This window comes from Streptomyces sp. S6 (genome assembly GCF_054880855.1).
In genome coordinates, this window is sequence record NZ_JBTYMC010000361.1 from 1 (window position 1) to 6,052 (window position 6,052).

The 6,052-nt window shown below is 70.2% G+C and carries 4 protein-coding genes; 1 reads left to right on the forward strand and 3 read right to left on the reverse strand.

Annotated features, from left to right (window positions below; translation table 11 throughout):
- Positions 1–998, forward strand: a 998-nt coding sequence (locus ACVNF4_RS31085; RefSeq protein WP_461806219.1) for an RNA polymerase sigma factor, incomplete at its 5' end; no start/stop codon positions are given.
- Between the two features lie 12 nt (positions 999–1,010).
- Here ACVNF4_RS31085 and ACVNF4_RS31090 read toward each other — a convergent pair.
- From ACVNF4_RS31090 to ACVNF4_RS31100, 3 genes are all read right to left on the reverse strand, one after another.
- Positions 1,011–2,939, reverse strand: coding sequence for an ABC transporter ATP-binding protein (locus ACVNF4_RS31090; protein ID WP_461806220.1), 1,929 nt, complete (start codon positions 2,937–2,939; stop codon positions 1,011–1,013).
- Positions 2,939–4,672, reverse strand: coding sequence for an ABC transporter ATP-binding protein (locus tag ACVNF4_RS31095; protein WP_461806221.1), 1,734 nt, complete (start codon positions 4,670–4,672; stop codon positions 2,939–2,941). The genes ACVNF4_RS31090 and ACVNF4_RS31095 overlap by 1 nt, the downstream gene beginning before the upstream one ends.
- Positions 4,673–4,924: 252 nt before the next feature.
- A partial coding sequence (locus tag ACVNF4_RS31100; RefSeq protein WP_461806222.1) for an FGGY-family carbohydrate kinase occupies positions 4,925–6,052 on the reverse strand: 1,128 nt, incomplete at its 5' end.

The window sequence follows — 6,052 nt, forward strand, 5'->3', positions numbered from 1 at the left end:
ATCCCGAGGCGGGGCCGCCCGCCGAGGGACTGGACGACCCCGCCGAGCCGCCGGAGGCCGTCGCCGCCCGTCCGGCCGACACCGGCGGACCCTCGTCCGACCTGTTCCGGCAGTACCTCCGGGAGATCGGCCGCATCCGGCTGCTCACCGCCGTGGAGGAGGTCGAGCTCGCGCGCCGGGTCGAGGCCGGGCTGTTCGCCGAGGAGAAACTCCTCAACGCCCCCTATCTGGACAGCGAGTTGGCTCTCGATCTCGACCGGCTCGTGGTCATGGGGCGGATGGCCAAACGGCGGCTCATCGAGGCTAACCTGCGGCTCGTCGTCTCCGTGGCCAAGCGGTACGTCGGACGCGGGCTGACCATGCTGGACCTCGTCCAGGAGGGAAACCTCGGTCTGATCAGGGCAGTCGAGAAGTTCGACTACGCGCGCGGCTACAAGTTCTCGACGTACGCGACCTGGTGGATCCGCCAGGCCATGTCCCGGGCCCTCGCCGACCAGGCCCGCACCATCCGCGTCCCCGTCCACGTCGTCGAACTCATCAACCGCGTCGTACGGGTTCAGCGCCGCATGCTCCAGGAACGCGGCTACGAACCCACGGCCGAAGAGGTGGCCGCCCAGCTCGACCTCGCGCCCGAACGGGTCGGCGAGGTGCTGCGACTCGCCCAGGAGCCCGTCTCCCTCCACGCACCCGTGGGCGAGGAGGACGACGTGGCCCTGGGCGACCTCATCGAGGACGGCGACGCGGCGAGCCCCGTGGAGTCCGCCGCGTTCCTCCTCCTGCGCGAACACCTGGAGGCCGTCCTGTCCACCCTCGGCGAACGCGAGCGGAAGGTCGTCCAGCTCCGCTACGGCCTCGCCGACGGCCGCCCCCGCACCCTGGAGGAGATCGGCCGCATCTTCGGCGTGACCCGCGAACGCATCCGGCAGATCGAGTCCAAGACCCTCAACAAGCTGAGGGACCACGCGTTCGCGGACCAGCTGAGGGGATACCTGGACTGAACGCGCGCCGCCTCAGTCCACCTCCGCCACCGCCTGCGCGAACTGCGCCTTGTACAGCCGCGCGTACGCCCCGCCCGCCGCCAGCAGATCGGTGTGCGACCCCTGTTCGACGATCGACCCGTCCTCCATGACGAGGATGGTGTCCGCGTCGCGGATCGTGGAGAGGCGGTGCGCGATGACGAACGACGTCCGCCCGTGGGCGAGTTTGGCCATGGCCTTCTGGATGAGCACCTCGGTCCGGGTGTCCACGGAGGACGTCGCCTCGTCGAGGACGAGGATCACCGGGTCGGAGAGGAACGCCCGCGCGATGGTGATGAGCTGCTTCTCACCGGCGCTGACACCACTGCCCTCGTCGTCGATGACGGTGTCGTACCCGTCGGGCAGCGTCCGGACGAACCGGTCGGCGTGCGCCGCGCGGGCCGCCTCCTCGATCTCCCCGCGCGTGACGTCCCGGGAGGCGCCGTACGCGATGTTCTCGGCGATCGTCCCGCCGAACAGCCAGGTGTCCTGGAGGACCATCCCGATGCCCGCGCGCAGGTCGTCCCGGGACATACGGGCGATGTCGGTGCCGTCGAGGGTGATCCGCCCGCCGGAGACGTCGTAGAACCGCATCAGGAGGTTGACCAGCGTCGTCTTGCCCGCGCCGGTGGGCCCGACGATGGCGACGGTGTGACCGGGCTCGACGACCAGGGAGAGGTCCTCGATGAGCGGCTTGTCGGGCTCGTACCGGAAGGAGACGCGCTCCAGCGCGACCCGCCCGCGCAACTCGGCGGGCCGCTCGGCGTCCACCGCGTCCGCCTCCTGCTCGTCCGCGTCGAGCAGCTCGAAGACCCGCTCGGCGGACGCCACCCCGGACTGCACCAGGTTGGCCATGGACGCGACCTGCGTGAGCGGCATCGAGAACTGCCGCGAGTACTGGATGAACGCCTGCACGTCACCGATCGACAACGACCCGGACGCCACCCGCAGCCCGCCGACGACCGCCACCAGCACATAGTTGATGTTGGACACGAACAGCATCAGCGGCTGCATGATCCCGCTGTTGAACTGCGCCTTGAACCCCGCCTCGTACAGCGCGTCGTTCTGCTCGGCGAACTGCTGCGCCGACTCCTTCTGCCGCCCGAACACCTTCACCAGCGTGTGCCCGGTGTACATCTCCTCGATGTGCGCGTTGAGCTGCCCGGTGGTTCGCCACTGCTGCACGAAATGCGGCTGAGAGCGCTTGCCGATCCGCGTCGCGACGACCGCCGACACCGGCACCGTCACGAGCGCGACCAGCGCCAGCAGCCACGACACCCAGAACATCATCACGAGCACACCGATGATCGTCAGCACCGAGTTGATGAGCTGCCCCATGGACTGCTGGAGCGTCTGCCCGATGTTGTCGATGTCGTTCGTCGCCCGCGACAGGACCTCCCCGCGCTGCCGTTTGTCGAAGTACGACAGGGGAAGCCGCGACAGTTTCGTCTGCACGTCCTCCCGCATCCGGTACACCGTCCGGTTCACGGCCAGGTTCACGAGCCGCGTCGTGACGGCCATCAGCAGCCCCGCGACCAGGAACACCGCGACGGCGATCCCGAGGACCTCCCCGACGGCCCCGAAGTCGATGCCCTTGCCGGGCGTGAAGTCGGTCGACTTGAGCATGTCCGCGACGGACGACTGTCCGTGCTCCCGCATCCCCGCGAGGACCTGCTCCTTGGACTGCCCGGCCGGCAGCTGCCGCCCGATGATCCCGGCGAACACCAGGTCCGTCGCCCGGCCGAGGATCTGCGGCCCGACGGAACTCAGTGCCACGCTGATCACGATGCACGTCAACAGCGCGTAGACCGTGATCCGTTCCGGCTTGAAGTACCCGATGAGCCGTCTGCTGGACACCTTGAAGTCCAGCGACCGGCTGTCGGGTCCCGCACCGGCCATCATCCGTCCCGCAGGCCCGGCCATCAGGCGGCCTCCGCTTCCGTGAGCTGGGAGAGCACGATCTCCCGGTAGGTCTCGTTTACCGCCATCAGCTCGTGATGGGTGCCCGTCCCGACGACCCGTCCCTCGTCCAGGACGACGATCCGGTCCGCGTCCCGGATGGTCGACACCCGCTGCGCGACGATGACGACCGTCGCCCGCGCCGTCTCCCGCGCGAGCGCCGCCCTGAGCGCCGCGTCCGTCGCGTAGTCGAGGGCCGAGAAGGAGTCGTCGAACAGGTAGATCTCCGGCCGCTGCACGAGCGTCCGCGCGATCGACAGCCGCTGGCGCTGACCACCCGAGACGTTCGTCCCGCCCTGCGCGATCGGCGCGTTCAGCCCGCCGTCGAGCCGCTCCACGAACTCCTTGGCCTGCGCCACCTCCAGCGCGTGCCACAACTCGGCGTCCGTCGCGTCAGGATTGCCGTACCGCAGGTTCGTCGCGACCGTCCCCGCGAACAGGTACGGCTTCTGCGGGACCAGGCTGACGGCCTTGGCGAGCAGCCCCGGATCGATGTCGGTGACCGGCACGCCGTCCACCAGGACCTCGCCGTCCGTCGCGTCGAACAGCCGGGGGACGAGCCCCAGCAGCGTCGACTTCCCGCTCCCCGTCGAGCCGATCACGGCCGTCGTCTCGCCGGGCAGCGCCACCAGATCCACCGCCTTCAGCACCGGCTCCTCGGCGCCCGGGTAGCGGAAACCCGCGCCCCGCAGCTCCAACTGCCCGTGCCGCCGCAGCTCCCGCACGGGCGCGGCGGGCGGGACCACGCTGGACGACATGTCCAGCACTTCCTGGATCCGCTCGGCGCACACCTCCGCGCGCGGGATCATCATGAACATGAACGTGGCCATCATCACAGCGATCACGATCTGCATCAGATAGGAGAGGAACGCCGTCAGGTCACCGATCTGCATCCCGCCGCTGTCGATGCGGTGCGCCCCGAACCAGACCACCGCGATCGACGACAGGTTCACGACCGTCATGACGATCGGGAACATCAGCGCCAGCAGATTCCCCGCCTTCACGGAGACGTCCGTCAGGTCCCTGTTCGCCTTCCGGAACCGCTCCTCCTCGTACGTGTCCCGCACGAACGCCCTGATCACCCGGTTACCGGTGATCTGCTCCCGCAGCACCCGGTTGACCGTGTCCAGCCGCACCTGCATCGACCGCGACAACGGCCGCACCCGCAGGACGATCAGCGTCACCCCGACCCCGAGCAGCGGGACGACGGCCACGAGGACGGCCGACAGCGGGACGTCCAGACCGAGCGCCAGGATGATGCCGCCCACGCACATGATCGGCGCGGACACCATCAGCGTGAACGTCATCAGCGCGAGCATCTGGATCTGCTGGGCGTCGTTCGTCGTCCGCGTGATCAGCGACGGGGCGCCGAAGTGGCCCACCTCGCGCGAGGAGAACGACTGCACCCGGTCGAACACCGCCGCGCGCAGGTCCCGGCCCAGCGCCGACGCCGTCCGCGCGCCGTAGTACACGGCCCCGATGTTCGTCACGACCTGCGCCATCGAGACGCCGATCATCACCGCGCCGTAGGACAGGATGCTGCCGGTGTCGCCCTTGACGACGCCCTCGTCGATGATGTCGGCGTTCAGCGTGGGCAGGAAGAGGCTGGCGCTGGTCTGGAGGAGTTGCAGCAGCACCAGGAGACCGATGGGTTTCCGGTAGGGCCTGAGATAGGTCCGCAGAAGTCGTATGAGCACGCTACGTCTCTCGGCAGAGGGCGGATGGGGTCCGGCGGAGGGGCCCTCTTGATTGCCCCTGGCCTCTATCGTCGGACACTCCACCCGCGTTACCTCAACCGATTAACCCATCAGGTGGCGATTTTTGCCTGACAGCGCAACCGGGAACTCGGGGGCGCCGCGGCACGTTGGAACTGACGGGAACGCGATTTTCCGGGCACGCGGTCCAGGTTCGGCGAGTGCCCGGCGGCGTGCCCCGCCTCCAGCGGAGCGTCAGTGCAGGGCCCCGGGATGGATCTGCTCCCGCACCGACACGAACTGCTGGCGCACGGCCTGACCCACCGCGAGATCGTCGCCCGGGTCGAGCACCTGCGCCGCCGCTCCCTGCCAGGCCGGCGGCGTCCTCGGATCCAGCGTCCCCTGAGACACCCCGAGCGCCCACGCCGCCTGCCGAGCCGCCCCGATCGCCGCGTAGTCCGCGGGCTGCGGTACGACGACCTGGGCCCCGAACAGCGAGGGAGCCGCCGCCTGCACGGCCGGCAGCTCCGCCGCCGCACCGAGGAGGAAGATGCGCCGTACGTCCACCCCACGCCCCCGCAGCACGTCCAGCGCGTCCGCGAGCCCGCACAGCATGCCCTCGAACGCCGCGCGCGCGAGGTGCTCCGGCTTCATCGACTCCCGGCGCAGCCCCGTGATCGTCCCCGCCGTGTGCGGCAGGTTCGGCGTCCGCTCACCCTCCAGGTACGGCAGCATCACCAGCCCGTGCGACCCCGGAGTCGACTGCGTCGCCAGCTCCGAGAGCGCCTCCAGATCCTTCACGCCGAGCAGCTCGGCCGTCCCGCGCAGGGTCCGTACGGCGTTCAGGGTGGTGACGACGGGGAGGTGCATGCCGGTCGCGTCCGCGAGCGACGTGATCATCCCGGAGCTGTCGACCAGCGCCTCCCGGTGCACCGCCATCACCGAGCCGGAGGCCCCCAGCGACACGACCGCGTCCCCGAGCCCCAGGCCCAGACCGAAGGCCGCCGCCATCGTCTCGCCGGTGCCCGCCGAGATCAACAGCCCCTCCGGCGTCGTCCCCGCAGCCTCCGAGGGCCCGATGACGTCCGGGAGCATCACCTGATGACCGAGCGCCAGCTCCACGAGGTCGGGCCGGTAACCGCCGGACGCGGCCGACCAGTAGCCCGTCCCGGACGCGCCGCCGCGGTCCGTCGTCCGCCGCGCGGGACGGCCGAGGAGCTGCCAGACGAGCCAGTCGTGGGCCTGGAGGAGGACGGCCGTGCGCGCGGCGGCCTCCGGGTCGCTCTTCGCGAGCCAGCGCAGCTTCGTCACCGGGTGCGCGGCCTGCGGGACCGCGCCCACGGCCTGCGCCCACGCGCCGCGCCCGCCCAGCGCGTCCACCAG